Source organism: Faecalibacterium sp. 3, assembly GCF_048323735.1.
GTDB classification, from domain to species: Bacteria; Bacillota; Clostridia; order Oscillospirales; family Ruminococcaceae; genus Faecalibacterium; species Faecalibacterium wellingii.
On the sequence record NZ_JBLWFN010000001.1, the window covers coordinates 1,318,876 to 1,344,753 of the forward strand.

A 25,878-nucleotide genomic window follows, 5' to 3' on the forward strand; every position below is an offset into this window, starting at 1 on the left:
ACGGTTTCTCCTTACCTGCATTTTTTCGGTTTTGTCTGCCGGATCTTATATTTGCAGCGGTTATACAGCGGCGCATTGACTGCCCGCAGCTCTGCTTCCAGCCAGTTCTGCACCGTGAATGCCCCTGCCTGCCTTGCCTCGGCCTCTGCCTTTTTCAGGCAGGCTTCCGCCTGCTTCATCTGTACACTTTTTCTGTCCTCCGGAGACAGATTCCTTTCCACCTTCCGGAAAAAAGCCTTCATGATGGTGTACTGCAGATACACCGTATCCTTCCTGCCATATTTAAGCGCACACTGGAACAAAGCGTAGTTCGCGTATACCTCCTGCAAATTTTTCAGGCCGATTTTTCCGCGCACGATGCCATTCGGATTGAAGCGATAGTGATAGAGCGGCTCTCCCACACACACAACATCCGTTACCTGTTCCAGCACTGCCGGGATCGTAAGGGCATCCTCATAATTCTGCCCGATCGGAAAACGAAGCTCCGCAAACAGTTCCCGGCTGTACAGCTTCGTTGTTGCATGGACCAGCGGCGTAAGCCGGATGCGGTGCACTGCCTCCTCCCGTGAAAGGGTCTCCGTCCGGAGCGCACGCTCCTGATAACCGCTCAGAGAGCCATCCGCATCAAAGTACAGAATATCGCTGACCACCAGCTTTGCACCAGCCTGTTTTGCCGCATGGTAAAGCTTTTCGCAGAATGTTTTGTCAACGCTGTCATCCGAATCGATAAACGAAAGCCAGTTTCCGCGTGCGATCTCAATGCCCGCATTTCTGGCACCGCTCAGACCCTTATTCTGCTGGTGAATGACCCGGATGCGGCTGTCCTTTGCTGCCGCCGCATCGCACAGGGCAGGGCAGCCGTCCGGGGAGCCGTCGTCCACCAGAATGACCTCGAAATCCGTGAAGGTCTGGGCAAGGATGGAGTCGATGCACTCGTTCAGATATCGTTCCACCTTGTACACCGGCACGATGATGCTGATCTCCGGGCGGTTCTCCGCTCTCTTTTCACTCACAACATTCTCTCCTTCACGACTTCTGATCAGGCCCAGCCTTTCAGGTGATAATAAACGGTTTTGTTCCAGAACCACACGGCCGCTTCCAGCTTATTGCGCAGGGTATCTGCCCCGGCCTGCCTGACCTCTGTTTCCGCCTTGCGGATCAGATCGATGGTCTGCTGTACCTTCGGGTCATTCCGGTCTTCCGGGGAAAGTTTTTTCAGGAACTTTTTGAAATAGCTTTTCATGATCTTATATTCCAGCAGGGCGGTGTCTTTTTTGCCGTGCCGGAGCGCGCATTGGAGTAAACCATAGTTGGCATCGATCTCATCCAGATTTTTCAGGCCGACCTTTTCATGCATGATGCTGCTGGGATGAAGGCGGTAATGGTAAAGCATTTCCTCCACACAGGCAACTGCTGTAGAATTTTCAAAAATGGTCGGCGTCGTGAACGCATCTTCGTAGTTTTTGCCATCCGGAAAATGGATCTTCTCTATCACGTCCCGACGATGCAATCTGGTTGCAGCCTGAACCAGCGGTGTCATACGGATGCGATGTGCTGCTTCGTCAATGGTCAGCACCTCATTTTTGAGCGGCAGGTCCTTGTAGTTGTTCGGGGTGCCATCCGCGTTTGCGTACAGAATGTTGCTGGCTGCAATTTCGGCACCAGACTGCTTTGCCGCACGGTACAGCTTTTCATAGTAAGTCTTATCAATCACATCATCCGAATCCACAAAGCCGATCCAGTTTCCGCGGGCAGCATCCAGCCCGGCATTGCGGGCCGTGCTTACACCGCCGTTCGGTTTGTGGATGACCCGGATACGGCTGTCCTTTGCTGCCGCCGCATCGCACAGGGCAGGGCAGTTATCCGGGGAGCCGTCGTCTACCAGAATCAGCTCAAAGTCCGTGAAGGTCTGGGCAAGGATGGAGTCGATGCACTCGTTCAGATATTTTTCCACCTTGTACACCGGCACGATGATGCTGATCTCCGGACGCTTTTGTTCTGTCATGTTTCCGTTCCTCTTCTCACATTCGTGTTTTTCCGACACATGCTGCTTCTATTATACATTGTTTTTCCGCCGCTGAAAAGTGCAAAAAATCCCCGCAGACAGCACAAAGGCATCTGCGGGGATTTTCAGTCCGGGAAGCCGGCAGATAGTTTCTCCAGCGAATGACCGGGAAGTGGGGCCCCGGCGAGCTTTGCTCGATGGGGCGGAACCGTGGGTTCTGCAACTGCAACGACCGCCGCCAATGGCGGAAACAGGGAGTTGCCGTTGGGGCCGCGGTCAGCGAGACGCAAGCGAATGCGATGCGGCTGCTGGGTACCGCAACCCGTCGCTGTTCGCGGAGAAAGCTATCTGCTGGCCCTCCATTCGTTATTCTTCGCTCTTATCGTCCGCTTCCGGGGTCTCGGCGGCAGAGGCTGCATCGGCGGCCTCCATGGCGGCCAGCTGCTCTGCGGTGGGCTCGGCATCGGCGTCGGAGGTGTCGATCTGCTCGGTCTGTGCCTCGTCGTCGTGGTCGGTGCGGGCCAGCACCATCACCTTGTCGTTCTCGCCCAGACGCATTACCCGCACGCCGGAGCCGTAGCGGCTCTGCAGCGGGATCTCGTTGGCGTGCAGACGGATGATGATGCCCTCCTGGCTGCTCAGCAGCACATCGTCCACATCGTCCACGATCTTGACCGCAGCCACCTTATCCTTGGCGGCGTCGTAGTTGCGGATGCCCTTGCCGCCGCGGGCGGTGATGCGGTAGGTGTCGATGTCCGACCGGCGGCCCTTGCCGTTCTCGGTGACGGTGAGCACCGTGCCGCCCTCGCGGCAGATGCACACGCCCACAACTTCATCCCCCTCGGCCAGACGGATGGCGCGCACGCCGTGGCCGCTGCGGCCCATGGGACGTGCATCCTCTTCGTTGAAGCGGATGGCCTGACCGTTGCGGGTGGCAACGATGAGCATATCGTGGCCGGAGGTCAGGCGGGTCCATGCCAGTGCATCGCCCTCGTTCAGGGCAATGCCGATCAGGCCGGACTTGCGGATGTTGGCATACTGCTCCAGCGGGGTGCGCTTGATGAGGCCCTGCTTCGTGACCATGGTCACAAAGCCGCCCTCGGTGTCGGCTTCCTTCGACTGGCAGATCATGTTGGTGACCTTTTCGCCCTCGGCCAGCTGCAGCAGGTTGACGATGTTGCTGCCCTTGCTGGTGCGGCTGCCCTCGGCAATGGTGTAGCCCTTGATGCGGAACAGACGGCCCCGGTCGGTGACAAAGAGCACATAGTCGTGGGTGGAGCCTACGAACATCTCCTGCACGATGTCCTCTTCCTTGCGGGTCATGCCGGAGATGCCGCGTCCGCCGCGGCGCTGTGCCTGATAGGTGGCCTTGAGCTGGCGCTTGATATAGCCGGCCTCGGTCAGGGTGTAGACACACTGCTCCTCGGCGATCAGATCCTCGATATCCACCTCACCGGTGACGGACTGGATCTCGGTGCGGCGCTCGTCGCCGAAGCGCTTCTTCATTTCCAGCAGCTCGTCCTTGACGATGGCAAGCACACGGGCGTCATCGGCCAGAATGGCTTCCCAGTTCTCGATCTTGGCCTGCAGGCTGGCAAGCTCTTCCTCGATCTTCAGGATTTCAAGGCCTGCCAGACGGCCCAGCTGCAGCTTGACGATGGCATCTGCCTGCGGGTCGTCAAAACCGAACTGCTCCATGATGGCAGCCTTGGCCTCTGCCATGCCGCCCTTGCAGGCGCGGATGGTGGCGATCAGCTCGTCCACGATGTCGGTGGCCTTCTTCAGGCCTTCCAGAATGTGGGCGCGCTCCTTGGCCTTTTTCAGGTCGTACTGGGTGCGGCGGCGCACCACCTCGTCCTGAAATTCCACGTACTTCTGAAGCATCTGCTTCAGGGTGAGGACCTTGGGCACCTTGTGGTCGATGGCCAGCATGATAACGCCCACGGTATCCTGCAGCTGGGTGTACTGGTACAGCTGGTTCAGGATGACCTGTGCGTTGGCGTCCTTGCGGATGTCCACCACGATGCGCATACCCTTGCGGTTGGTCTCATCGTTCAGGCCGGTGATGCCCTCAATGCGCTTCTCCTTGACAAGGTCGGCCATGTTCTCGATGAGGCGGGCCTTGTTGACCATATACGGGATCTCGGTAATGATGATCTGGGTGCGGCCGTTCTTGGTCTCCTCGATGGTGGCGCGGCCCCGCAGGGTGATCTTGCCCCGGCCGGTGGCGTAGGCGGCGCGGATGCCGCTGCGTCCCATGATGATGCCTGCCGTGGGGAAATCCGGGCCCTTGATGTATTCCATCAGGCCGGGCAGGTCGATGTCCGGATCATCGATATAGGCGATGCAGCCATCAATGACCTCGCTCAGGTTGTGGGGCGGGATGTTGGTGGCCATGCCGACCGCGATGCCCTGACTGCCGTTGACCAGCAGATTGGGGAAGCGGCAGGGCAGCACGCTGGGCTCCTTCTTGGTCTCGTCAAAGTTGGGGTCCCAGTCGATGGTATCTTTTTCGATATCAGTCAGCATTTCCACCGCCATGCGGCTCATGCGGGCCTCGGTGTAACGGTAGGCAGCCGGGGGGTCGCCGTCCACAGAACCAAAGTTACCCTGACCATCCACCAGCGGATAGCGCAGAGAGAAATCCTGTGCCAGACGGACCATGGCATCGTAGACCGATGCGTCGCCGTGGGGATGGTAAGAGCCCAGCACCGCACCAACGGTGTCGGCGGATTTGCGGTAGGGATGGCTGGGGTCGTTGCCGCGCTCGTGCATAGTGTACAGAATGCGGCGGTGGACGGGTTTCAGGCCGTCGCGCACGTCGGGCAGAGCGCGGGACACGATGACCGACATGGAGTAGTCCAGAAATGCGGTCTCGATCTCCTTTTTGACATCGCGGATGATCTTTTTGGTTCCGCTGCCCGGTATCATCACATAATCTTCTTCCATTGTTTCCTCCGTAGGATCATACCCTCTCAGTCAATGCCTGTCGGCATTGCCAGCTCCCCCGAAAAGGGGGAGCTTTTTTTGCGTGAGAAGGAAAAGTTTATCTTTTTGCCTAAAGCTCCCCCTTGAGGGAAGATGTCACCGTAGGTGACAAAAGGGGGAATCTGGCGCGTCAGCGCCTGAGAGGGTTTTCTTACACGTCCAGCTTTGCGTACTGGGCGTTGGTCTCGATAAAGCGGCGGCGGGGCTCCACCTGATCGCCCATCAGGATGGTAAAGGCTTCGTCGGCCTTCTCGGCGTCGTCAATGGTGATCTGCACGATCACGCGGTTGTCCGGGTTCATGGTGGTCTCCCACAGCTGTTCGGGGTTCATCTCACCAAGGCCCTTGTAGCGGTTCACCTTGGCACCCGGCATCTCCTGCGAAAGCACGGCCATTTCGGCGTCGTTGTAGGCATACTTGATGGTGTTGCCCTTCTGCACCTTGAACAGGGGCGGCTGGGCCACATACACATGGCCCTGCTCGATGAGCGGGCGCATATAGCGGAAGAAGAAGGTGAGCATCAGGGTACAGATGTGGGAGCCATCCACATCGGCATCGGCCATGATGAACACTTTATCGTAGCGCAGCTTGGAGATATCGAACTCGTCCCCAATGCCGCAGCCCAGCGCCAGCACCACCGGCATCAGCTTGTCGTTGCCGTAAATTTTATCGGCGCGGGCCTTTTCCACGTTCAGCATCTTGCCCCACAGCGGCAGGATAGCCTGAATGGCCGAGTCGCGGCCCATCTTGGCGGAGCCGCCTGCAGAGTCGCCCTCGACGATGAAGATTTCAGTGCGGCTGGGGTCTTTTTCGCGGCAGTCTGCCAGCTTGCCGGGCATCCGGCTGGTCTCCAGCGCGCTCTTGCGGCGCACCAGCTCGCGGGCCTTTTTGGCAGCGGCGCGGGCGCGGGCGGCCTGGGTGGCCTTTTCAAAGATGGCCTTTGCCACGCCGGGGTTCTCCTCAAAGAACTCCATCAGTTTGGAGTAGACCATGTTGGAAACCAGGGTGCGGATCTCGGTATTGCCCAGCTTTGCCTTGGTCTGGCCCTCAAACTCTGCCTCCTGCAGCTTGACCGAGATCACGCAGATCAGGCCCTCGCGGACGTCTGCACCGGACAGGTTCTCGTCCTTGTCCTTCAGCAGGCCGTGGCTGCGGCCGTAATCGTTGAACACGCGGGTCAGGCTGTTCTTGAAGCCCTCCTCATGGGTGCCGCCGTCCGGGGTGTTGACGTTGTTGGCAAAGCTCAGCAGCAGCTCATTGTAGCTGGAATTGTACTGCAGTGCGATCTCTGCCATGCCGCGGTCGGTCTGACCCTTGAGGTAGATGACGTTGGGGTGCAGCACATCCAGCTTGCGCTTCTCGCCCAGATAGGTGACAAAGCTCTTGATGCCGCCCTCGTAGCACATGACCTCGGTGCGGTAGCAGGGGTCGCCCTCCTTGCCGTCCTCCAGTACAGGAGTGTACATCTCGCGCTCGTCGGTCAGGGTGATCTTGACGCCGGCGTTCAGGAAGCTTTCCTCCCGCAGGCGCTTTTCCAGCGTGTCGAAGTCGTACACGGTGGTATCCTTGAACATCTCCGGGTCCGGCTTGAAGGTGACCCGGGTGCCGGTAACGCCATCGGCTACGGTGCCGATGCACTTGAGCGGGCCGTCCGGGTCACCGCGGCGGAAGGTCTGCTCGTACTCCTTGCCGTCGCGGCGCACATCGACGGTGAGCCACTCGGAGCAGGCGTTGACCACCGAAGCACCCACGCCGTGCAGACCGCCGGCCACCTTATAGCCGGAGTTCTCGCCGCCGAACTTGCCGCCGGCGTGCAGGATGGTGTAAACGACGGTGACGGCGGGCAGGCCGGTGTCGGCCTGAATGTCCACGGGGATGCCGCGGCCGTTATCCGTGACCTGAATGATGTTGTCCTTGAGGATCTTCACCTCGATGTGGTCGCAGTAGCCGGCCAACGCTTCATCGATGGCGTTGTCCACGATCTCGTAGACCAGATGATGCAGGCCCCGCTCGCCGGTGGAGCCGATATACATGCCCGGGCGCTTGCGCACCGCTTCCAGACCCTTCAGGACCTGGATCTCGCTGGCATTATACTCATGGTCGGTAGCGGTTTCGGCATTTGTGCTGGTAATGATTTCTTCTGCCATTTCCTTTCTCCCTTTTGTTCGTTTTTGCGTTTGTTTTTTCAAATGATAGCAAAGCGGGAACCGGTACACCAGGGTGTCCTTTTTTCTCGCAGTTTTGTTGTGTTTTTACGCCCCGGCCGCAGAGGGCGTTCCGGCTGGTGCGGTGCGGCTTTCCGGGCAGTTCCGGGGCTTTCCCATCCCTCTTTTTCTGTGGGTTTTCCGCCCGTTTTCTGCAAGTTTCACTCCACCATCTTTTCGGCTCTGCGGCGCATGGCGGCAGGGGACAGCTCGGAAAGATAGACCGTATCCACCACCGCGCCGTCTGCCAGCACATAGCTCTGGGGCAGCTCGTCCGAAAGGCTGACCACCGCGCCGTTCTTCTGGGCATAGTTCAGAAATTCCCGGCCCCGGGGGGTGATGGTGGTGGTCTCCATGTTGAAGATGCCGATGATGTCCCGGTCATTCAGCACGTAGTCGCGCCCCAGATGAATATACATACAGTATTTTCCTCATTCCGGCAGCTCATGCATAAAATGCTGTTTATGCACAGGCTTTGTATGGACTTTTGCAGCATTCGTCCCGGTCAGGCCCGGCTCAGCACACCGCCGTTCATGCGGTACACCTCGCCGTCCGTTTTCAGGAACGCGGTATCATCGCAGCTGGTGACGAAGGTCTGCTTTTCCTTCATGCGGGTCAGCAGATACTGCTTGCGGCCCTCGTCCAGCTCGCTGAGCACATCGTCCAGCAGGAGCACCGGGTGCTCTCCGGTGATCCGGGCAGCGGCAGCCGCTTCGGCCATTTTCAGGCTCAGCACCACACTGCGCTGCTGTCCCTGACTTGCAAACACCTTTGCGGGCTGGTCGTCCAGCAGCAGCTCAACGTCCTCGCGGTGGATGCCGCACAGGCTCTGCCCGGCGCGCAGCTCTTCGTTCTGGCGCTGCTTCAAAAGTGCGGACAACCCGCCCGGCTCAAACTGGGCGGCATAGTGCACTGCCATGCGCTCTGCCCCGTGGGAAAGCTCGGCATAGTTGGCGCAGGCCAGCGGGCCAAGCAGGGCCAGATACTCCCGCCGCCGCTTCTGGATGGCCTCGCCCTGCGCTGCAAGCTCCACGTTCAGCACTTCCAGCAGGGCGCATTTTTCTGCCCACGGGCGCTCTGTGCCGCCTGCGGAATGACGCAGAAGCGCGTTTTTCTGCTGCAATGCCCGCACATAGCGGCGGTAGGTGGCAAGGTAGCCGGGGTACAGCTGGCACAGCGCCGCGTCCAGAAACCGCCGCCGTCCTTCCGGTGCCCCTTTGACAAGGCTCAGGTGCCCGGGGTCGAACACCACAGCCGGAAAGCTGCCCGCAAGGCCTGCCGCCCGTTTGGGCGGTGCACCGTTCACCGATGCATACCGTCCGGGCCGCTGCGCGTCCGGCGTGCCCACCGTGATGCGCACTCTGGCCGGGTCGTCCGGTTCCTGATCCTCCTGCCGGGTGCGCTGGGTGACGGCTTCCAGCACCGCGAATGTTTCCCCGCGGCGCACAAGTTCGGCATCCTTGCCGCCCCGGAAGCTCTTGCCGCCGGTCAGCAGCCAGATGGCCTCCAAGAGGTTTGTCTTGCCCTGACCATTGTTGCCGCAGATCACGGTCAGCTCCCGGCCCGGCTCCAGCTGCGCCGCCGCAATATTGCGGTAGTTCGCAACTTCCAGTGACAGCAGACGCATTACTGCCCCTGCCCGACTTCCACGGTCTGGCCGTCCAGCTCCACCACGTCACCGGCCCGGCACTTTTTGCCGCGCATGGTGCACACCTCGCCGTTCACCTTCACGGCACCGCCCTGCACCAGCTCCTTGGCTTCGCCGCCGGTCTCGCACAGGCCTGCATATTTCAGCAGGGCATCCAGCTTGATAAATTCCGTATGGATGAGAATTTTCTGCATAAATTATCCCTCTTAATCGTTCTTGAAGCGCACCGGCAGCACCAGATACAGGAAATCGCTGCCCTCGGCAGGCAGCACCTTCACCGGGCTCAGAGGGCCGCTGATCTCCATGCGGACCTTGTCGGTGCGGGCGTTGCGCAGCGCGTCCAGCAGATAGCGGTTGTTGAAGCCGATCTCCACCTCGTCGCCCTCGCAGTCGGCGTTGAATTCATCCACCACGCGGCCAAGGTTGGTCTGGCAGCGGACGACGACTTTACCCTCTGTAAAGGAGATGCGGAGGGGATTTTTTAAACGCTCTGTAATAATCAGCGAAGCACGCTCGATGGTCTCGACAAACTCCTTGGTGTCGATGGTTACGCGGGTGCGGCTGTCGGCGGGGATCACGTTGCGGTAGTTGAGGAACTCGCCCTCGATCAGGCGGCTCATGATGGTGTAGCCGCCCGCCATAAAGACCACATAGCGGCGGTTGGCGCTGATGTGCACCAGCTCCTCGTCATCGTTGGGCAGCAGGTGGGAGACCTCGGTCATGGTCTTGCTGGGCACGATGATGCGGATGTCCTTCACCGCCGTGACCGGGCGCTCCACGATGGCCAGACGGTAGCCGTCCAGTGCCACCACGGTCAGCTTGTCGGGCAGGATCTCGAACAGCTCACCGGTATGGGCGGGCTTTTTCTCGTCCTGACTGACCGCATATAACGTACGATCGATCATATCTTTCAGCACGCCGGTCTTGATGGTCAGGGTCTCCTCGGCTCCGGTGTTGGGCAGCTCGGGGAAATCGCTGGCCGGCATGGACTGGATCTCGAACTGGACGACGCCGCTCTGGATGGTGGTCTTGCCGTTTTCGGCAGAGGTGATGGCCACCTGACCGGCAGGCATCCGGCTGATCATGCTGCTGAGCAGCTTTGCATTCAGCACCACCTCACCGGCTTCCTTCACATTGGCTTCGATGGTGGTCACGATGCCCATTTCCAGATCGTAGCCGGTCAGGTTGAGCTGGAAGCCCTCGGCCTTGAGCAGAATGCCTTCCAGAACGGGGATCGCTGAACGCATGGTGACGGCTTTGGACACACCATCGATGGCTGCGCTCAGCAGAACTTTGTCACATACGATGTTCAAACTGAATTCTCTCCTTTGTTTTCCGGGTCCGGATGCTGTTTTGAGTTGGAATGCAGTCTCCGGACCGGTCTATCTTATTGAACTTGTTGTAGTAACCGTAGTAGGGGGTGGGGAACTTGTGGAAAACTTGGAAAAGTCCTGTCGGAATGCGGGGGTTTGGGTTTCCACGGCATTGTGAATGTGTTGTGAATGGATCGTGGAAAGGTGAGAAGGAGCCCTTCTTTCCACAGCCCATGTGGAGAACACAGGTTGAATGTTGAAAACTCTGTGGAAAGTGTGGAAAGGTTTGCGTTTTTACCACAAGATATGGGCCGTTTTTCCCCATTTTCTTCCGGTTCTTCCCCATATTTTGGGGTTAGAGGTCAAAATGAGTATGACTTTTACCCCGTTTTCCCCGGTCAGGCCTTCACGTTTTTGATGATGTCGCTGACGGTCTCCCGCAGGTGCTGGTCGTTCTTCATGTCCCGCTCCATGGTCTTGAGGGAGTAGACGATGGTGGAATGATCGCGGCCGGAGAACTCGCGGCCGATCTCCTCCATGCTCATGCCGGTGACCTCCCGCAGAATGTAGATGGCCACGCGGCGGGCAGAGGCAACGTTGGCGTTGCGCTTGGTGCCGCGGATGTCGGCAGGGGAGACGTTGAAGGTGCGGGACACCTCGCCGATGATCTTCTCGATGGTGACCGGCACCGGCTGGGTCTCGTTGAGGATGTCCTTGATGGCATTCTGGGCCACGCTGATGACCGGCTGGATGCCCTCCAGCATGTAGTAGGCGTTCAGCTTTTTCACGGCACCTTCCAGCTGGCGGATGTTGTTCTTCAGATGGTTGGCGATGAACTCGGCCACATCCTCGGGCAGGTCCAGATGCAGAAGCTCTGCCTTGCGCTTGACGATGGCCACCCGGGTCTCAAAATCCGGCGGCTGCACGTCGGCGGTCAGGCCCCACTCAAAGCGGGTGCGCAGACGCTCTTCCAGACTTTTGATCTCCTTGGCCGGGCGGTCGGAGGCAATGACGATCTGCTTGTGTGCATCGTGCAGGGAGTTGAAGGTGTGGAAAAATTCCTCCTGGGTGGACTCCTTGCCGGCGATGAACTGGATATCGTCCACCAGCAGCAGGTCTGCCACGCGGTACTTCATGCGGAAGTCCTCGGTGCTGCCGGCGCGGATGGCGGCGATCAGCTCATTGGTGAACTGCTCGCAGGTAACATACATGATGACGAAGTCGGGGTGGGTGCGCTTGATCTCGGTCTGGATGGCGGTGAGCAGATGGGTCTTGCCCAGACCGGAGCCGCCGTAGATGAACAGCGGGTTGTAGGCGCCGGAGGGATTGGCCGCCACCGCCTGCGCAGCAGCAAACGCAAACTGGTTGGAGGGGCCTTTGATGAAGTTCTCGAAGGTGAACTCGTAGTTGCCCTGCGGGGAGGCAGGGTTTGCCTCGTACTGCTGGGCCAGCACCACCTCGTGGGGCGGGGTGCTGGGCACCACCAGCGTGATATCCACGTCAAAGCCCAGCACGGTCTTGAAGGCCTCCTTGAGCAGGCCAAGATAACGGTCCGTCACGATCTTGCAGATGAAGTCGTTGCGCACCGAAAGGGTGATGTGGCTGGAGTCCTCAAAGCTGATGGGCTCCAACCCGTCGATATAGAGATTATAGGTCGGCTCGGCCATCTGCGTTTTGCAGTACGCCTGCGCGGCCTCTAAAACGTCCTTGAAAGAATCCATAAAACATCCACTCCGTTAAAGTTTTCAACAATGCTGCTGATACCAGGTTAGTATACCACAAAAATGGCTGTGCGTCCATATTTCTATAATGTAATTTATAATACATAAGAAAAGCCCCTGCGGGGCCGTTGTGTCCGGAGCAAAACCGGGCCACAATATCTTGTGGCAATAGAGTTTTCCACGGCAAAATGGTGAAAAAGTTGAAAATCTTTTCACAGAAAAATCCGCAAAAAGTTTGCGGAAAAGCGAAAAAAATGCTTGACAGAACGCCATACTATGCGATATACTGTTGAATTGCAAGCCTGTCCCCAATCTGGGACCGCATCAGACCCCATACCGGGGATAAGTTTTTACGGAGGATACAACCATGAAGAGAACTTTTCAGCCCAAGAAGCGTCAGCGCAAGGAAGTTCATGGCTTTCTGACCCGCATGAGCACCAAGAACGGCCGCAAGGTCATCAATGCTCGCCGTGCAAAGGGCCGCAAGAGCCTGACTGTCTGATCTCTGCCTTTATGACGGGATCCGGCGCAGAAATGAATATGCGCACAAAAGACCGCTGATACTGGATTGGCGGTCTTATTTTTTTTTGAGAAACGGAAAACTGCCGGATTCTTGAAAGAATTTTTGTAAAATTGCCCGCATGGGCTTTCAAAGTAGAAAAATTTTTGATATACTGGCTGAAGAATGCACCTTCCGGGTGCGTTCCCAGTCACGGAAAGGAGGCGCGGAACCATGCGCTATCGTCCCATCCGCCGCAACAGCGAGTTTGGCAGAGTGTATGCCCGCGGCAAGTCCTACGTGAACCCGGCCCTTGTGATGTATGTGCTGAAGACCCGCGGCAAAAAGACCCGCGTGGGCCTGACCGCCACCAAAAAGATCGGCCACGCCGTGCAGCGCAACCGGGCCCGCCGCGTGATGAAGGCGGCCATCGACGAACATCTGGATTACAACATCGGCGGCTATGATCTGGTCTTTGTGGCCCGGGGCATGACCCCACGGCTGAAGAGCTGGCAGCTGAGCAGCGTAGTGGCAAAGCTGTTCGCACAGGCCGGTCTGCCCGATAAGGCCAAACGTCCGGATGCACCGCCGCCCGCCACAGTGCCCCCGGCACGCAGGGCAAAGGCGGAAAAGGCTGAGCCCACCGCATGACAGGGCTGCAAAACGCCTGCAGGAAGGCACTGTGCGGGCTGATCCGGGTGTATCAGTACACCCTGAGCCCGTGGATCGGCCGCAGCTGCCGTTTTACGCCCAGCTGCAGCAACTACACCATGCAGGCCATCATGACCCATGGGTGCATCAAAGGCATCCTGCTGGGGACATGGCGCATCGCCCGGTGCAATCCCCTCGGCAAATGGGGCTACGACCCGGTGCCGGAGCCGGGCCGCTGGCAGAACCCTGCCCGCCGCCTGCAGCCCGCAAAGCTGTTTTCCACACGGCACAGGCAAAAGGTGGAAAAATAAGTGTTGCTTATGCAGGGCAGCGGGCAGCTTTCTCCTCGGACACGATTCGGGCCATTCCATCGCCCGCCCTATTGCCCTGCGGGCAACAGGGTCCCACCCCAGCGGACGGTCCTCAGAGAAACTACCCGCCGTCCTGCCGGAATAGATGCAGCTTACCGGTACGGCCCCATCCGGTGAAAATGCGTTTGGAGCGGCCCACAGGCCGCGACAAACGCAAATATAAAATAATTTTTCCGCTGAATATGCCCAGAGCAACGCGGAGGGCATTTTAGATCATAAAGCTTCTTGTGACGCGGTGCACTGTGGGCAGCGTGTCCTACGATAAAAAATAACAAGTCCCGTGCCACAGACGGGGCAGAATGGACAAAGGTATGAACTTCTTTTACATCCTGAGCGGTCCTCTCGGCTATGTCATGGAGTGGATCTACAAGCTGCTCCCGAGCTACGGCTGGGACATCATCATCTTCACGCTGCTCATCAACATCGTCAAGATCCCTCTGCAGCTGAGCCAGCAGAAGAGCATGGCTAAAATGTCGGCCTTCCAGCCCATGATGATGGAGATCCAGAACAAGTACAAGGACAAGCCCGAAAAGCAGCAGGAAGAAATGCTCAAGCTGCAGCAGAACTACGGCTATAACCCCACCGCAGGCTGTGTGCCCATGCTGCTGAACTTCCTGGTCATGTTCGGCGTTATCGGCGTCGTGTACAATCCGCTGGAGCGCATCTTCCACATCAGCGCTGCTGCCCTGACCGCTGCCGGTGAGGCCCTGACTGCCTCCGGTGTCGCCTTTACCGCCATCACCCGCGATACCACCATTATTTCTCAGCTGGTGGCAGGCAACGGCAGTCTGGCTGCCTGCTTTACCCCGGAGCAGATCGCGACTGTCACCGAGTTCAGCCGTCATATGACCTTCCTCGGCATCGACCTGACCCGCGTGCCCAAGCTGGGCCTGTCGCTGGACATCGTGCTGCCGCTGCTGTCGGTCATCACCATGCTCCTGTCCACCCACATCAGCATGAAGGCCAGCGGCCAGCAGATGCAGGGCAGCATGAAGGTGACCATGTATATGATGCCGCTGATGTACCTGTTCTTCTGCTTCACCTATCCTCTGGCATTCTCTCTGTACTACGTCATTTCCAACATCGTGATGACCGCGCAGACCCAGGTCATGCGCAAGGTGTACGACCCCGATAAGATGCGCAAGGAGATCGAAGCGCAGATCGCAGAAAAGAAAAAGCAGGAAAAGCGCGGTGTGAAGAACACTACCGTCAAGGTCACCGATCCCAAGACCGGCAAGACCACGGAAAAGAACCTTTCCGCCAGTGAAATGAACAAGCGCCGGCTGGAGTATGCCCGCAAGCTGGACGAGGAGCGCTACAAGGACGAGCGCACTGTGCCGCTGAGCGAGCTGAACAAGCAGGATAAAGAATAAGAAGGAGGAGAACGGTTATGATCCGTAAGCAGGAAGCGACCGGCAAAACGGTCGATGAAGCCCGCGCAAAAGCCTGTGCCCTGCTGGGCGTGCAGGCCGATGATCTGAATGTCAGCTGCGAAGTGCTGGAAATGCCCCAGAAGACTGGTTTTCTGGGCCTGAAGCTCACCCCCGCCAAGGTGTGCGTGAGCGTGGAGGAGCCGGACGCTCCGGCAGCACCCGCCGTTGAGGAAAAGAAGGCTCCTGTTCAGGAGAAGGCCGCGCCTGCTCCTGCAGTGGAAGTACCCGCTGCACCGGCAGAGCCGGAAGCCAAGGCCGAGGAGCCTGCAGCACCCGCCGTGGAAGCTGCTGCAGCGCAGCAGCCTGCCGCCGAGGAAGAGGAGACCGAGGAGCCCATCAACATTGAAGAAAACGCCAAGGTCAAGGCCGCAGTGGACTACCTGCGTGAGGTCATTGCCCTGATGGGCGTGGAGAACGTTTCCTTCAGCGCCGTGCAGAAGGGCGAGGCCACCATCATCCGTCTGGACGGTGAAAAGCTGGGCGCCCTCATCGGCCGCCGCGGCGAGACCATGGAGAGCCTGTCCTATCTGGCAAGCCTTGTGGCAAACCGTCTGGAGGGCGATTACATCAAGCTGGGTCTGGACGTTGCCGGCTACCGCGACAAGCGCGAGAGCGACCTGACCGCACTGGCACAGCGCATTGGTGCCAAGGTGCGCAAGACCGGCCGCAGCTTTGCCATGGAGCCCATGAACCCCTACGAGCGCCGCATCATCCACTCTGCCATCAGCAAGATGGAGGGCGTGCGCAGCGAGAGCAAGGGCGAAGGCCGTGACCGCCGTGTGGTCATCTACTCCACCGCACCCGATGCACAGACCGAGAACACCTACGGGGAGCGCCGTCCCCGCGGCGGACGCGGCAATGGCCGTCGTCCCGGCGGTCCGCGCAGCGGCGGTTATCGCGGCGGAAACCGTTCCGACCACGGCGACCGCAATGGCAGCCGTGGCGGCTACCGCGGCAGCCGCAGCGGTGCACCCCGCGGCCCCCGTCCTTCCGGCGTACCGGAGCGCACCTATGCACCCCGCGATGCCGAGAATGCCGCACCGGTGGCACCTAAGCGCACCGAGCGGGTGGATGATTTTGCCGATTTCAGCTTCGGCAAGATCGAGCTGTAATTTTGCGGAATTATTTTTGAAATCAGGGTCTCCGGAAGATCTGCGGATTTTCCGGAGACCTTTTTTCACGCAAAAAAGGATTTTACCCAAAACTGACGCCAAGCTGGTTTTGGCCCTGGCCCCAAACCGCTATACGGAACCTGTCAAAAGTCATTCTTCTCAAAATTTGGAGAAACTGCCTGTTTTTTGCCGAAATCTTTCTCTCAAATGGCAATTGTAAAACAATTGGTCAAGGATTTATACTGTAGTCAAGAGCGTTCTGTTCGTGAAGAACAGACAGAATGATGAAAAGAGAGGTAATCAACTATGGCTCAGAACAAGATCTCCCGCCGCAGCTTCCTGCGTGGTGCAGGGGCATCCGCGACCATCGCAGCCGCCAGCTGCATGGCACCCTCTGCAGCCGCCTGTGACATCAAGTCCCTGTGGAGCATGGATCTGCAGATCCTTGCCACCAGTGACACCCACGGCAAGTTCGACCCCTGGGATTACGCCGCCAACAAGGCAGATGCTTCCGGCAGCGTGGCCCAGCAGGCGACCGCCATCAAGCAGTGCCGCACCCGGAACACGCTGGTGGTGGATGCAGGCGATACCATTCAGGCCAACTCCGCAGAGCTGTTCCTGAACGATGACCTGCATCCCATGATCGCTGCCATGAATGCCATCGGCTATGATATCTGGACCACCGGCAACCATGAGTACAACTACGGCATGGATGTGCTGAAAAAGGTCATGGGACAGCAGAAGGCCAAGGTGCTCACCGGCAACGTTTACGCACCGGACGGCACCCCGCTGGCCGACGGCTACACCATCATCAAGAAGGGCACCGTGAAAATCGGCGTCATTGGCATGGTCACCCCCAACATCAACCGCTGGGATGCCAAGAATCTGGAGGGCTGGACAGTCACCAACCCTGTGGACGAGAGCCGCAAAATCATCGATAAGATCAAGGATCAGGTGGACGTGCTGATCGGCGTCATGCACATGGATACCGAGAACGAGTACGGCGTCTATGGCTCCGGCGTCACCGATCTGGCAAATGCCTGCCCCGAGTTCGACGTCATCGTGGGCGGCCACGGCCATAGGAGCATCCCCAACATGATGATCAACAACGTGCTGGTTGTGGAGAACAAGAACGCCGGTGCCACCCTGTCCGAGATCCACGTCTATCTGGAGCGCCAGCTGGACGGCAAGTGGAAGGTCGTGAACCGCACCTCGGAGAACCTGCAGATCAAGGAGTACGAGCCCGATCCGGAGCTGACCGCTCTGCTGGCTTCCTACGACACCCGCGCCAAGGAAGACGCTGTCACCCCCATCGGCGAGCTGAAGGGCGGCGATCTGGCCCCCGAAAACGAGATCGACTGCCTGCCGCAGGCCATGGTGCAGGACACCGCGCTGCTGGACTTCATCAACGAAGTGCAGATGTACTACACCGGTGCGCAGGTCTCCGCAACGGCCCTGACCTCCATGACCTCCCAGATGCGCGCAGGCACCATCCGCAAGTGCGATATGGCCAGCATCTACACCTACCAGAACACCCTGTACAAGCTGCAGATGACCGGCGAGCAGCTGCGCCGCTTTATGGAGTGGTCCGCAGCCTTCTTCAAGACATGGAAGCCGGATGAAGTGACCATCGCCTTTGACCCCTCGGTGCGCTACTACCTGTATGATGCTTTTGAGGGCGTCAACTATGAGCTGGACGTCTCCAAGGAGCCGGGCCACCGCATCAAGAACCTCAAGTGGCCGAACGGCAAGGCCGTGAAGGACACCGACACCTTTGTTGTGGCAGTGAACAACTACCGCGCCACCACCCAGCTGCTGACGGCTGCGGACATCTTCCTGCCCGGTGAGGATCTGCCCAAGCTGCTGGAGATCGATGTGCGCGGCGATGTGGGCGGCATCCGCGAGCTGCTGGGCGAGTACATCCGCACCGTGAAGGGCGGCACCATTGAGCCGCACGTGAACAACAACTGGAAGATCGTGGGCAACAACTGGAAGGCTGCCGATCACCAGAAGGCTGTGCAGCTGCTGCGCGAAGGCAAGCTGGCCCTGAATGAGAATGCCGATGCACGCACGCTGCCCGGCAAGGCCATCACCACGGCAGAGATCGCCAAGTTCTAAAAATCAGTTTCCTGTAAAAAGGGGCTTTCCGCATTGGGACGGAAAGCCCCTTTTTTGCGTGAGAAACGGGCGGATTTTCAACTGTTTCCCGGGAATTGGTTGAAAAAACAGTACCATTCCGCAGCATTTCGTGGTACAATGAAACTGTATTGGTCTCGCTGCTGTGGGCAGATGGGAGCAAGCGGCCAGACCGGGCGCGGAAAGGAAGCCAGAAAAAACCATGCAGGAAGCGACCATTGCAGCAATTGCAACAGCACCGGGCGCAGGCGGCATTGCCGTGGTGCGGCTCTCCGGTGCGGAGAGCTATCAGGTGGCGGCCCGGGTGTTCTGCCCGGCCAACGCCGCAAAAAAAGTTGAACAGGCCAAAGGCTATACGGCCATGTACGGAGCCTTCCGGGAAGGGAACGAGACCTTTGACGAGGGCGTGGCCCTGTTTTTCCGTGCGCCCCACAGCTATACCGGCGAGGATGTGGTGGAGCTTTCCTGTCATGGCGGAAATGCGGTGGCCCGCCGTCTGGTGGAAGCCTGCCTTGCCGCCGGTGCGCAGCCTGCCGCTCCCGGCGAGTACACCCGCCGCGCTTTCCTGAACGGCAAGCTGGGTCTGACCCAGGCCGAAGCGGTCATGGACCTGATCTCGGCAGACGGGCGGCAGGGGGCCGCACTGGCCAATGCGGCGCTGGGCGGTGCGCTGGCCAAAAAGATCGACGCCCAAAAGCAGGAGCTTACCGCCATTCAGGCACACCTTGCCGCATGGGTGGATTTTCCCGAGGAGGATGTGCCGGAGCTGGACGATGACCACCTGCACCGGGTACTGAGCGGGGTAAAGGCAGAGCTGGACGGCCTGATCCGGAACTATCAGGCAGACACCATCCTGCGCGAGGGCGTGGACTGCGCCATCGTGGGCCGGCCCAACGCAGGCAAGTCTACGCTGCTCAACCTGCTGGCCGGGTTCGACCGGGCCATTGTGACGCCGGTGGCTGGCACCACCCGCGACGTGGTGGAGCAGGCGGTGCAGCTGGGGGATGTCCGGCTGAACCTGTTCGATACCGCAGGCCTGCGGGAGACGGAGGACGCCATTGAAGCGGAGGGCATCCGCCGCAGCTGGAAGAAGCTGGAGGAAGCGGGCCTGATCCTTGCTGTGTTCGATGGCTCCGAGCCGCCCACAAGGGAAGATCTGGAGCTTGCACAGCGCTGTGAGGGCCGTCCGGCCATTGCACTTATCAACAAAGAGGATAAACCGACTCGATTCGACCCGGAGTTGATCGCACCCTTCTTTGCCATGGTGCTGCCGGTGTGCTGTCAGGAGGAGGGGAGCCGCAAGGTGATCTCCGCTGCGGTGGCCCGGCTGCTGGGCACCAGCCAGATCGACGCCCATGCCGCCAGCCTGTCCGGCCAGCGTCAGCTTTCCGCCGCACTGCGTGCGCGGGATGCCGTGGCCGGTGCACTGGATGCTGCCGCAGGCGGCTTTGGACTGGACGCGGTGTCTGTCTGTGTGGACGATGCACTGGCCGCCCTGTGCGACCTGACCGGCGAGAACGCCTCGGAAGCCGTGATCGAACAGGTGTTTGAACGCTTCTGCGTGGGAAAGTGACGAAGAGCTTCCTGCGCAGAGCGTGGTCGCGTGAATCAAGTTTCATGCCTTTTGTAAAAGGCATTACCGCCGGGTACGTTCTCTTTTGCGTGCCAAAAGAGAACCAGAAAAGCACCCGCTACTTTCGAGGCGCGGGAGGCACGAATTAAGGGCTACTCGCCCTTAATAATCCCAAAGGAGATGGGCTCCATACAAAAAATCCAAGTCGCTCCGCTAGAGGATTTTTTGTGTTCCGCCGATTTTGAGTCGCTTATGCGACGAACCGTGAGGGTAAGCTTGTGCGCTATCTGCTGCGCGACAGCCGCAGGCTGACAGCAGCAACATGCCGTTTCCCGTTACGACCCTTTCCCGTGAAAAAGTAAATCCGAAAAGCCCGCAGGCTTTTCGGATTTACAAATTTAAAAAATATATTTCCGCTGAATATGCCCAGAGCGAAGCGGAGGGCATTTCAAATCATTTATTAGAGGAAACCCGAAAGTATATGAACCACTTAGGAGATTATGACGTCATCGTCATCGGTGCCGGTCACGCCGGCATCGAAGCCGCCCACGCCGCCGCGACATTGGGTGCAAAAACCGCCGTGTTTACCATGAGTCTGGATGCCATTGGCAACATGCCCTGCAACCCCAGCATTGGCGGCACGGCAAAAGGCACGCTGGTACGTGAATTGGATGCACTGGGCGGCGTGATGGGCCTTGCTGCGGATGCTACCTATCTGCAGAGCCGGATGCTCAACCGGGGCAAAGGCCCGGCGGTCCACGCCCTGCGTGTGCAGACCGACCGCAAGCGCTACCACGAATATATGAAGCACGCCCTCGAGCTGACGCCCGGCCTTGCCATCCATCAGGCAGAGGTCGTGGGCATTGAGACCGAGAACGGCCGTGTGAAGGGCGTCGTGACCCAGCTGAACGGGGAATACAGCGCCAAGTGCGTGGTCATTGCCACCGGCACGAATCTGGGCGGCAAAATTTTTGTGGGTGATGCATGGTATGCCTCCGGCCCGGACGGGATGCACGCCGCCAACGCCCTGACCGACAGCCTGAAGGCCGCCGGTCTGCCGCTGCGCCGGTTCAAGACCGGCACCCCTGCCCGGGTGCACCGCCGCAGCATCGATTTCAGCCAGCTGGAATGCCAGCCCGGCGACCCGGACAATGAGCTGCAGCCCTTCAGCTTCCTGACCGACGCCCCCATGCACAACAAGGTGGAGTGCTGGATCGCCTATACCAACCCCGAGACCCACAGGATCATTCTGGATAACATCCAGCGCAGCCCGCTCTATGGCGGCATGATCGAGGGCGTTGGCCCGCGCTACTGCCCCTCCATCGAGGACAAGGTGGTGCGCTTTGCGGGCAAGGACCGCCACCCCATTTTTGTGGAGCCCTGCGGGGAGAACACCGAGGAGATGTATCTGCAGGGAGCCTCCAGCAGCCTGCCGGAGGATGTGCAGAATGCCTTCTACCGCAGCATCAAAGGGTTTGAACACATCGAGATCATGCGCCCGGCCTACGCCATCGAGTACGACTGCGTGGACCCCACCAGTCTGGAAGCCACGCTGGAAAGCAAGGTGGTGCGGGGTCTGTACGGCGCGGGTCAGTTCAACGGCACCTCCGGCTACGAGGAAGCCGCCGCCCAGGGCCTGCTGGCCGGACTGAACGCCGCCCGCAATGCGCTGGGCAAAGAGCAGCTCATCCTGCCGCGACACACCAGCTATCTTGGCACGCTGGTGGATGATCTGGTCACCAAAGGCGTCATGGACCCCTACCGCATGATGACCAGCCGCAGCGAGTACCGCCTGACTCTGCGTCAGGACAACGCCGACCAGCGGCTGACCCCCATCGGCAGGGAATACGGCCTTGTGCAGGATGACCGCTGGGCCAAGTACCAGCACACCCAGAGCATTCTGGAAGCGGAACGCCGCCGCCTGCACGAGACGCATCTGCGCACCGCCGACCTGCGTGCCGCCATGGAAGCGGCCGGTCTTGCTCCTGCTGCCGAAGGCGGCATTGCCGAAGAGCTGCTGCGCCGCCCGGAGATCAGCTATCCGCTGCTGGCCGGTGTCATCGGCTGGGGCGAGCAGATCACCCCCATGCTGGCCGAGCGGCTGGAGACCGAGATCAAGTATGCGGGCTACATTGCCCGGCAGGACCGGATGATCCGGGACGTGGCCCGGCATGAAAAGACCCTGATCCCGGACGACTTTGAATATGCGGATCTGGCCGGCCTGACGCTGGAAGCCCGCGAAAAGCTGGCCCGCATCCGGCCGAAGAACCTCGGTCAGGCGGGCCGCATCCCGGGCGTATCGCCCTCCGATGTGGCGCAGCTGAGCATTGCGCTGGCAGCGAGGAAATGACTTTGCTGAACCCTCTCAGTCAAAGCCTGCCGGCTTTGCCAGCTCCCCCAAAGGGGGGAGCTTTATAAGCGTTCCCCCAGATGCAAAAAGCTCCCCCTTCGGGGGAGCTGGACGCGAAGCGGCCTGAGAGGGTTTCTCTATAAATGCAATTTAAAATCGTACCCATAGAAAGAAGCTGCAACCAATGGAAGAACTGAAGCTTTACGAGGGCCGTCCCGCCGACTGCACCGGGCGGCTGGAAAAAGAGATCCGCACCTATGACCTGCTGGACAAGCTGGGCATCCAATTCTGGCGCACCGACCACGGCTGGATGAAGGCCGATACCATGGAGGACTGCCATGTGATCGATGCCTGCCTGAATGCCACCGTCTGCAAGAACCTGTTCCTGTGCAACCGGCAAAAGACGAACTTTTATCTGCTCATGATGCCCGGGGACAAACCCTTCAAAACCAAAGAGCTCTCCCATCAGCTGGGCATTGCCCGCCTGAGCTTTGCCTCGCCCGAGGATATGGAGCAGTATCTGGACTGTACGCCCGGCTCCTCCTCCATCATGGGGCTTGCCAACGACACCGAAAACAAGGTGCAGCTGCTGATGGATGAGGATGTGAAGAAAGGGGAGTACCTTGGCTGCCACCCCTGCATCAACACCTCTTCGCTCAAGCTGCGCACGGCAGATGTGCTGGAAACCTTCCTGCCCGCCGTCCACCACGAGCCGATTTTCGTCCAGCTGACCGGTGAATGAAAGAAAGGACAACACCCATGATCGACAAACAGCGTCTGGAAGCAAAATGTTCCACATGGAACATCACCCTCACCGGCACCCAGCTGGACCAGCTGGATGCCTTTGCCGAAATTCTGGTGGATTACAACCAGAAGGTCAACCTGACCGCTATCACCGACCCCGAGGGCATCGAGGATAAGCACTTCCTCGACAGCCTGCTTTTTGCCAGCCAGCCGGAAGTGGCGGGCCGCATGGTGGATGTGGGCGCAGGCGCAGGCTTCCCGGGCATCGTGACCAAAATTTTCAAGCCGGAACTGCAGCTGACCCTGATGGAGCCCACCGGCAAGCGGGTGGAGTTTTTGAAGTACGCCTGCGCCCAGCTGGGCCTTGTCGGCGTGGAGTTTGCCAAGGAGCGCGCCGAGGAAGCCGCCCGCAAGGTGTGGCGTGAGCAGTTCGATCTGGCATCTGCCCGGGCTGTGGCTGCGCTGCCCATGCTGGCCGAATACTGTCTTCCGCTGGTAAAGGTGGGCGGCAATTTCCTCGCCATGAAAGGCTCTTCCGGTGAGGAAGAACTGGCCGCAGCGCGGGGTGCCATCAAAAAGCTGGGCGGTGAGTACAGGGAGACCCGCACCCTGCACCTGCCGGGCGGTGATACCCGCACCCTGATCCTGTGCAAAAAGATTTCGCAGACTCCGACAGCTTACCCCAGAAACGGCGGTAAAATCGCGAAAAGTCCGCTGAAATAACGCAGCAATGAACGTATTCTGAAAGACCCTGCCGAACGATTTGTCTGGCAGGGTCTTTCTTTGTGTGGTACACTGTGGCTGAAGCCTGAGATTTTCCACACTTTCCCGGGAAAATGTGGAAAACAGACCCGGCAAAACTGCGAAGGGGGAGTACATTCATGTTTGAACGCAAAAAGCAGGCGGGCAAGATCTATTTCCTGCCCATCGATCAGATCAGGCCGTCGCCATTTCAGGCACGGCGGGAATTCAGCGAGCAGGAGCTTGCGGCACTGGCGCAGAGCATCCGGGAGAACGGCCTGCTGCAGCCGGTCACGGTGCGGAAGCTGTCGGATGGCGGCTATGAGCTGGTGGCAGGGGAGCGGCGGCTCCGTGCCTGCAGGCTGGCAAAGATGACCACCATCCCGGCCATCCTCTGCAATTACGGCGACGAGCAGACCGCGGCACTGGGTCTGCTGGAAAACATCCAGCGGGCCGACCTGAACCCCTTTGAACAGGCGCAGGGCATGAAGGATGTGATGGTGCTGTGGGACTGCACCCAGGCCGAGGCTGCCAAACGTCTGGGCATGGCACAGCCTACCCTCGCCAACAAGCTGCGGCTCTTGCAGCTGAACGCCGACCAGCGGCAGTTCGTGCTGGACAACAACCTCACCGAGCGCCATGCCCGGGCGGTGCTGCGTCTGCCGGAGAACCGCCGCAGCGAAGCCTTGATCAACATTGCCAAGCGCCGCATGAACGCCCGGCAGACCGACCTCTACATTGAACAGCTGCTCAACACCCCCGTAAAAGGCAGGCACCGTGTTTCCATGGTCAAGGATGTGCGCATTTTTGTGAACACCATCGACCATGCCATCCGTCTGATGACTGACAACGGCGTGCCCGCTACCGCCCATCGGGAAGAGAAGGACGGGTATATCGAGTATACGGTGCGCATTCCCACTGCGGCCGCCGAACGGTAAAATTGTTCCATGTGGAACAGGGGACGAACTCCCTCAGTCAAAACCTGACGGTTTTGCCAGCTCCCTCGGAGAGGGAGCCTCTGGCGTGCCGGAAACTTTGCAATTTACCCGGTAGCTTTGCCGCTGCTGCGAAAGCCTTCACCCCTTGGGGACAGATTTCCCCCGCGCCGGGGGAAAATGTCGCGCAGCGACAAAAGGGGGAGCAGGTGGCTGCGAACATAGTGAGCAGACGGATGAGGGGTACAGGTAAGCAGCAGCTGGCGGTGCGCCCTCATCAGTCACCTGCGGTGACAGCTTCCCCCGACCGGGGGAAGCCTTCCGGTACGGCTAACTTTGCAGTTTACCCGGAAACTTTCCCGCGATGCCAAGGGCCCCATCCCAGAGGGGGCTGTCTGCGCAGCAGACTGGGGGAGTTCTCTCCCCAAAGTGTCCGCATTTCCGCTTTTCCGTCCCTGAAAGTTAAAAATCCAGCCGAAAAACGCTTCAGATGGTTCAAAAACCGATTTGGATGTGCTATACTAGGTGTTAAGGTGCCTGTATGGACGGGAAACCGGCAGGCATGACTGCGAATGTTCCACATGGAACAATTAAATTTTCCCGGAAGGAAGAATTGTGCGTGGCAAAAATTGTAGCAATTGCGAACCAGAAGGGCGGCGTTGGCAAAACCACCACTGCCGTCAACCTGTCGTCCTGCGTTGCGGCGCTGGGCAAGCGGGTGCTCATCGTAGACCTTGATCCGCAGGGCAATACCACCACCGGCTACGGCATCCCGAAGCGCAGCGTGGAAAAGGGGACCTACGAGATCCTGATCGGTGAGGCGCGGGCCTCCGAGGCCATCCGTAAGACCGAGTACCGCACCGATGTCATCGGCTCCAACACCCGTCTGGCCGGTGCCAGTCTGGAAATGATCGACCTGCCCGCTCGTGAGAGCCGCCTGCGCAAGGCGCTGGCCGAGGTGCAGAAGGACTATGACTTCATCTTTATCGATTGTCCGCCCAGTCTGGACCTGCTCACCCTGAACGGCCTGAGTGCCTGCGACAGCGTTCTCATTCCGGTGCAGTGTGAGTATTACGCGCTGGAGGGCCTTTCGGAGCTGATCAGCACCTTGAAGACCATCCGCAAAAAGTACAATCCGTATCTGGATATCGAGGGCGTGGTGTTCACCATGTTCTCGCTGCGGTATAACCTGACCGTGCAGGTGGTGGAGCAGGTGCAGAAGTATTTCGGCTCCAAGGTGTACAAGACCACCATCCCGCGCTCCATCCGCATTTCGGAGGCACCCAGCTACGGCCAGCCCATCAATTTCTATGAGCCCAAGGGCAAGGGCAGCGAAGCGTACATGGATCTGGCAATCGAATTTGTCAAGAACAACCGCCCGCACGAGCCCAAAAAGGCCCGCAGCAAAAGTGCACCCGTCGCAGAGCAGACGAAAAATGCTCTGGAAGATTAAAC

Annotated in this window: 21 protein-coding genes; 12 read left to right on the top strand and 9 right to left on the bottom strand. The window is 59.2% G+C overall.

The window, feature by feature from the left end; genetic code table 11:
• Nucleotides 1–11: 11 nt before the first annotated feature.
• The 9 genes from ACNSPV_RS06170 to dnaA form a co-directional block, all read right to left on the bottom strand.
• Nucleotides 12–1,013: a glycosyltransferase family 2 protein gene (locus ACNSPV_RS06170; protein ID WP_348584141.1), complete on the bottom strand. Its 1,002-nt coding sequence runs from the start codon at nt 1,011–1,013 to the stop codon at nt 12–14.
• Nucleotides 1,014–1,039: 26 nt separating this feature from the next.
• Nucleotides 1,040–2,005: a glycosyltransferase family 2 protein gene (locus tag ACNSPV_RS06175; RefSeq protein WP_348584140.1), complete on the bottom strand. Its 966-nt coding sequence runs from the start codon at nt 2,003–2,005 to the stop codon at nt 1,040–1,042.
• Between the two features lie 366 nt (nt 2,006–2,371).
• The gene (gene gyrA, locus ACNSPV_RS06180) at nt 2,372–4,954 is read right to left on the bottom strand and encodes a DNA gyrase subunit A (protein WP_348584137.1); all 2,583 of its coding nucleotides are present in this window, start codon (nt 4,952–4,954) and stop codon (nt 2,372–2,374) included.
• Between the two features lie 190 nt (nt 4,955–5,144).
• A complete protein-coding gene (gene gyrB, locus ACNSPV_RS06185; protein WP_249237640.1) occupies nt 5,145–7,139 on the bottom strand; it encodes a DNA topoisomerase (ATP-hydrolyzing) subunit B in 1,995 nt (664 codons plus the stop codon).
• Between the two features lie 218 nt (nt 7,140–7,357).
• Nucleotides 7,358–7,615, bottom strand: a complete 258-nt coding sequence (gene remB, locus ACNSPV_RS06190; protein ID WP_348584135.1) for an extracellular matrix regulator RemB — start codon at nt 7,613–7,615, stop codon at nt 7,358–7,360.
• An 86-nt stretch (nt 7,616–7,701) separates the two neighbouring features.
• A complete protein-coding gene (gene recF, locus ACNSPV_RS06195; protein WP_348584134.1) occupies nt 7,702–8,823 on the bottom strand; it encodes a DNA replication/repair protein RecF in 1,122 nt (373 codons plus the stop codon).
• A complete protein-coding gene (locus ACNSPV_RS06200) occupies nt 8,823–9,038 on the bottom strand; it encodes an RNA-binding S4 domain-containing protein (RefSeq protein ID WP_005929126.1) in 216 nt (71 codons plus the stop codon). The genes recF and ACNSPV_RS06200 overlap by 1 nt, the downstream gene beginning before the upstream one ends.
• A gap of 12 nt (nt 9,039–9,050) precedes the next feature.
• On the bottom strand, nt 9,051–10,157 hold the full coding sequence (gene dnaN, locus ACNSPV_RS06205; RefSeq protein WP_339394440.1) for a DNA polymerase III subunit beta: 1,107 nt from the start codon (nt 10,155–10,157) through the stop codon (nt 9,051–9,053).
• 398 nt (nt 10,158–10,555) lie between these two features.
• Nucleotides 10,556–11,878 carry a chromosomal replication initiator protein DnaA gene (dnaA, locus tag ACNSPV_RS06210; protein WP_005937115.1) on the bottom strand — a complete coding sequence of 441 codons (1,323 nt, stop codon included), beginning with the start codon at nt 11,876–11,878 and terminating at the stop codon, nt 10,556–10,558.
• Nucleotides 11,879–12,245: 367 nt separating this feature from the next.
• Between dnaA and rpmH the strand changes: the two genes are divergently transcribed.
• From rpmH to ACNSPV_RS06270, 12 genes are all read left to right on the top strand, one after another.
• The gene (gene rpmH, locus ACNSPV_RS06215) at nt 12,246–12,380 is read left to right on the top strand and encodes a 50S ribosomal protein L34 (RefSeq protein ID WP_005924258.1); all 135 of its coding nucleotides are present in this window, start codon (nt 12,246–12,248) and stop codon (nt 12,378–12,380) included.
• Nucleotides 12,381–12,611: 231 nt separating this feature from the next.
• On the top strand, nt 12,612–13,028 hold the full coding sequence (rnpA, locus tag ACNSPV_RS06220) for a ribonuclease P protein component (protein WP_249237636.1): 417 nt from the start codon (nt 12,612–12,614) through the stop codon (nt 13,026–13,028).
• Nucleotides 13,025–13,339 carry a membrane protein insertion efficiency factor YidD gene (gene yidD, locus ACNSPV_RS06225; RefSeq protein ID WP_249237635.1) on the top strand — a complete coding sequence of 105 codons (315 nt, stop codon included), beginning with the start codon at nt 13,025–13,027 and terminating at the stop codon, nt 13,337–13,339. The genes rnpA and yidD overlap by 4 nt, the downstream gene beginning before the upstream one ends.
• Nucleotides 13,340–13,710: 371 nt before the next feature.
• The gene (locus tag ACNSPV_RS06230; protein ID WP_339394438.1) at nt 13,711–14,772 is read left to right on the top strand and encodes a YidC/Oxa1 family membrane protein insertase; all 1,062 of its coding nucleotides are present in this window, start codon (nt 13,711–13,713) and stop codon (nt 14,770–14,772) included.
• A 17-nt stretch (nt 14,773–14,789) separates the two neighbouring features.
• A complete protein-coding gene (gene jag, locus ACNSPV_RS06235) occupies nt 14,790–15,944 on the top strand; it encodes an RNA-binding cell elongation regulator Jag/EloR (protein ID WP_348584131.1) in 1,155 nt (384 codons plus the stop codon).
• 306 nt (nt 15,945–16,250) lie between these two features.
• A complete protein-coding gene (locus tag ACNSPV_RS06240; protein ID WP_348584129.1) occupies nt 16,251–18,062 on the top strand; it encodes a 5'-nucleotidase C-terminal domain-containing protein in 1,812 nt (603 codons plus the stop codon).
• Between the two features lie 220 nt (nt 18,063–18,282).
• Nucleotides 18,283–19,653 (top strand): tRNA uridine-5-carboxymethylaminomethyl(34) synthesis GTPase MnmE, encoded by a 1,371-nt coding sequence (gene mnmE / locus ACNSPV_RS06245; protein WP_348584128.1) that lies wholly within the window; start codon nt 18,283–18,285, stop codon nt 19,651–19,653.
• 481 nt (nt 19,654–20,134) lie between these two features.
• On the top strand, nt 20,135–22,003 hold the full coding sequence (gene mnmG, locus ACNSPV_RS06250) for a tRNA uridine-5-carboxymethylaminomethyl(34) synthesis enzyme MnmG (RefSeq protein ID WP_348584127.1): 1,869 nt from the start codon (nt 20,135–20,137) through the stop codon (nt 22,001–22,003).
• 184 nt (nt 22,004–22,187) lie between these two features.
• Entirely contained in the window at nt 22,188–22,745 is a 558-nt protein-coding gene (locus ACNSPV_RS06255) for a prolyl-tRNA synthetase associated domain-containing protein (RefSeq protein ID WP_339394433.1), read from the top strand.
• A gap of 17 nt (nt 22,746–22,762) precedes the next feature.
• Nucleotides 22,763–23,470, top strand: coding sequence for a 16S rRNA (guanine(527)-N(7))-methyltransferase RsmG (gene rsmG, locus ACNSPV_RS06260; RefSeq protein ID WP_348584126.1), 708 nt, complete (start codon nt 22,763–22,765; stop codon nt 23,468–23,470).
• 158 nt (nt 23,471–23,628) lie between these two features.
• Nucleotides 23,629–24,426, top strand: a complete 798-nt coding sequence (locus ACNSPV_RS06265; protein WP_339394431.1) for a ParB/RepB/Spo0J family partition protein — start codon at nt 23,629–23,631, stop codon at nt 24,424–24,426.
• A 616-nt stretch (nt 24,427–25,042) separates the two neighbouring features.
• Nucleotides 25,043–25,876, top strand: coding sequence for a ParA family protein (locus tag ACNSPV_RS06270; protein ID WP_097774091.1), 834 nt, complete (start codon nt 25,043–25,045; stop codon nt 25,874–25,876).
• The last annotated feature ends 2 nt before the right edge of the window (nt 25,877–25,878 follow it).

Excerpts from the sequence above, each read along its gene's own strand:
- ACNSPV_RS06175 (WP_348584140.1), bottom strand. The coding sequence starts at position 2,005 with ATGACAGAACAAAAGCGTCCGGAGATCAGCATCATCGTGCCGGTGTAC.
- gyrA (WP_348584137.1), bottom strand. The coding sequence starts at position 4,954 with ATGGAAGAAGATTATGTGATGATACCGGGCAGCGGAACCAAAAAGATC.
- gyrB (WP_249237640.1), bottom strand. The coding sequence starts at position 7,139 with ATGGCAGAAGAAATCATTACCAGCACAAATGCCGAAACCGCTACCGAC.
- remB (WP_348584135.1), bottom strand. The coding sequence starts at position 7,615 with ATGTATATTCATCTGGGGCGCGACTACGTGCTGAATGACCGGGACATC.
- recF (WP_348584134.1), bottom strand. The coding sequence starts at position 8,823 with ATGCGTCTGCTGTCACTGGAAGTTGCGAACTACCGCAATATTGCGGCG.
- ACNSPV_RS06200 (WP_005929126.1), bottom strand. The coding sequence starts at position 9,038 with ATGCAGAAAATTCTCATCCATACGGAATTTATCAAGCTGGATGCCCTG.
- dnaA (WP_005937115.1), bottom strand. The coding sequence starts at position 11,878 with ATGGATTCTTTCAAGGACGTTTTAGAGGCCGCGCAGGCGTACTGCAAA.
- rpmH (WP_005924258.1), top strand. The coding sequence starts at position 12,246 with ATGAAGAGAACTTTTCAGCCCAAGAAGCGTCAGCGCAAGGAAGTTCAT.
- rnpA (WP_249237636.1), top strand. The coding sequence starts at position 12,612 with ATGCGCTATCGTCCCATCCGCCGCAACAGCGAGTTTGGCAGAGTGTAT.
- yidD (WP_249237635.1), top strand. The coding sequence starts at position 13,025 with ATGACAGGGCTGCAAAACGCCTGCAGGAAGGCACTGTGCGGGCTGATC.
- ACNSPV_RS06230 (WP_339394438.1), top strand. The coding sequence starts at position 13,711 with ATGAACTTCTTTTACATCCTGAGCGGTCCTCTCGGCTATGTCATGGAG.
- jag (WP_348584131.1), top strand. The coding sequence starts at position 14,790 with ATGATCCGTAAGCAGGAAGCGACCGGCAAAACGGTCGATGAAGCCCGC.
- ACNSPV_RS06240 (WP_348584129.1), top strand. The coding sequence starts at position 16,251 with ATGGCTCAGAACAAGATCTCCCGCCGCAGCTTCCTGCGTGGTGCAGGG.
- mnmE (WP_348584128.1), top strand. The coding sequence starts at position 18,283 with ATGCAGGAAGCGACCATTGCAGCAATTGCAACAGCACCGGGCGCAGGC.
- mnmG (WP_348584127.1), top strand. The coding sequence starts at position 20,135 with ATGAACCACTTAGGAGATTATGACGTCATCGTCATCGGTGCCGGTCAC.
- ACNSPV_RS06255 (WP_339394433.1), top strand. The coding sequence starts at position 22,188 with ATGGAAGAACTGAAGCTTTACGAGGGCCGTCCCGCCGACTGCACCGGG.
- rsmG (WP_348584126.1), top strand. The coding sequence starts at position 22,763 with ATGATCGACAAACAGCGTCTGGAAGCAAAATGTTCCACATGGAACATC.
- ACNSPV_RS06265 (WP_339394431.1), top strand. The coding sequence starts at position 23,629 with ATGTTTGAACGCAAAAAGCAGGCGGGCAAGATCTATTTCCTGCCCATC.